Raw genomic sequence first — 3,103 nt, 5'->3', positions numbered from 1 at the left:
TGGAGACAGAATGGAATAATTTTAATAATTTTTTGAATGAAAAATTCTAAGATTTAAGAGCTCTCAGAACAAAATAAAAAAATAAGGTTCTCTTTTATACAATAAGGCGAACTTCTTTTATTTTCTATTATAACCTTTGAAATTATAAAAATCAAGTAATTTTATTTTTGAAAAACAGTTGTATTAAAAATATAAACCTTCTAAAAATAGGAACTCTCAGGTATTTAAAGTTCGCCTTATTGTATAAACAAGAACATCTTGTAAATGAGCTATAAAAATACAATTAAGGGAATTAAAAAATAAAAGGGGAGAAGAGTATGATAGAGAAGATTATAAAAGCAATAAAAAGAGGGAACAAAAAAAGAGGAAGAAATATAACAATAGGGGCAGTTATAGGGCTTCTTTTATCTTGTACAGCAGTAATGGGAAAAGATGAATATCTATGGATAAGAGAAAATAATGATGGAATAGAATTTAATACAACAGTAACTACTGATAATGATGGAACAGATGGAGTTTGGAAAAATGAAAATCCATATAGTCATGTAAATATTTGGAATCCAGGTACAAAAACTTATGAAAATAATATGATATTATCATCAAGTGCAGATAATGGAAATTATCTAGGAACTGATATAAGTTATGGATTTAGATTAAGTGGAAACCTAAGTGGATTGAATTTTACAAATAATAGTTCAATAGCAGGAACAGGAAGTAATAATAGCTTTGGAATTTTTAATATTGGTATTATAGCAGGGTTAACAAATAATGGTTTAGTAAATGCAACAGGAAATAGTTCAGGTGCTGGAATTTATAATGATAACGGAAGTACAATAACAACTTTAATAAACAGCGGTTTAATAAATGGAACAGGAAGTAGTTCAGGTGCTGGAATTTATAATACTAGTGGAGAAATAAGTATTTTGACAAATACTGGAGTTATTTATGGAGATACTAATGCTGTATATAAAGCTAATAATGGAACTGTAACTTCAGCATATAATTATGGAATACTTGCAAATGGAAATGACGGAGAATCTGTAGTTGATGGTTTGACAGTTGTTGATACCACTCCAAATGAAAATGAAATATTAAATAAAGGATTAATATTTAAAGCACTTAGTGGAAATTATAAAGCAGAAGTAAATGATTATAATAAATTTGGAACATCAACTGAAGCAAGTGGATATTTAATAATAAATGCAAAAGCAACAGGAGCTGATAAAGATAATATAACAGGGACTGAAAGTTTAGAATTAAAAGATGGAACTTTATTGTATAATAATTTTGCTGGCAGTCCTCAAATAACAGATATTTCTTCAAATAAAAAATATATTCTAAATGGAATAACAGATACACTTCTTGTATCAATAGGAGATAATAACCTTAATAATTCAATAATCAATGCCTATGGTGCAGCAGTAAAATTTGATACAGCTGGTGGAAGACTTGCATTATCAGGAACATCAGTAAATGGTGGAATAGATGGAACAAGTAATGCTATATTGGGAAGTGATAATGGGGATATATTAATACTTCAATCTGGAGAAACATCTCAAAATACTGTAATCAATGGAAATATAAATATGGGAGGAGGAGCTGATACTCTTACAATAGACAATGGAACAATAATTAATGGAACTCTTGATGGAGGTGATGATGAAGACGCTTTAAATTTTGGAATATCTTCAAATACAAGAGCAAACACAGGAAATGAAATAAATATTCTCCATAATATTTCTGGTTTTGAAAATATGAATATAAATACAAATGTTACTCTATTTGAAACAACTGTTGGAAGTGATGGGAAGTCAACAGCTTTAAAAGTAACAGGAGCAGAAAATATAACAATAGGAGCAGGTGGAGTACTCACTCTGAGAATAGATTCAACTAATACAGATAATTTAAGTGGAACAGATAAGATTATAGGTCATGCATTTTATGGAAATGATGGAATGATATCTTCAACAGGAGGAAAACTGTTACTTGCTCTTAATGGTGCAGGAATAGATGAGATAATAAGCTTTGGAAAAACTGAATTAGATAACAGTTTAACTACAGAACATGAGGAATCGCCTCAAAGAGATGTAACTTTTGGTACTACATCATTATTTCATTCTGTTGAAAGAATAGGTATAAATGAAGTAAAGATTGCTGCCAGATGGAATATTCCCGAAATACTTAAATATGAGCAGCTCAATAAAATATATCACGGAATACTTTCACTGGAAGTAGATGGATTGGAAAATTTTAATGTAGATAATAATGAAAAATTGTCATTATTCTTAGGATATTTAAACGATATTTATGCAGGAAATCCATACTCATATTCAAGTGAATTATCAAGAAAATCAGTGGGAATGTTCAGAGATATAGTTACAGAAAATATTTTCAGACCTGAAACAAATAAGGAGTGGTAATAGGAGGAAACAAGCTTAAATCTGATTTGTCTAATGATTCAAAAGTAGATGGAGATGCGCTGTATATGGGAGCATATGCTAAGAAGTATGTTGGTAATCTAAAAGTAACAGCAGGAATGGGATTCCAGTATGGAGATTATGATACAGACAGATTGGCAGTAAACAAGGTAGCTTCTGACGAAACAAAAGCAGTAATGAAATATTCAGATAACTATAATGATATTAGTTATGATATCTATTTGAATGGAAGATATTCTAATCCAATAGGAGACAATCTATTTTTAGAACCATATGGAACATTGTCATATACATATATCAAACAAGATGGAGCAGATGAAGGGAATAAAACTCTAACAATAGAAACAGATTCAAAATCATTTGATTATACAACAGCTAAAGTGGGAGTAGACCTTAAAAAAGTAATACCACATGAAAAAGGAAAGAGTACACTGACAGCAGGAGTAAGCTATACAAGAATATTAAGTGGAGCAGATGAAGAAAATATCACAGGAAGATTTAAAGGTGGAAGCGACTTTGATATATTGGTTGCTCACAAGAATGAGCATAGCATAGGATTAAATACCAAATATGCTCTGGAACTTGAAAGTGGAATGCTCTTTGATCTAAAGGGAACTTATGCAATAGAAAGAGATTCACATAATGGTACAGGTAAAAACAAAACA

The 3,103-nt window shown here is 30.1% G+C and carries 1 pseudogene; it reads left to right on the top strand.

The window, feature by feature from the left end:
- Nucleotides 1-317 precede the first annotated feature (317 nt).
- Nucleotides 318-3,103: pseudogene (locus E6771_RS15960) on the top strand (autotransporter domain-containing protein); the annotation flags it as partial.

Source organism: Fusobacterium sp. (assembly GCF_032477075.1).
GTDB lineage: Bacteria > Fusobacteriota > Fusobacteriia > Fusobacteriales > Fusobacteriaceae > Fusobacterium_A.
The sequence above is the reverse complement of the archived record's forward strand: the minus strand, read 5'-3'. Positions and strand labels throughout refer to the sequence as shown.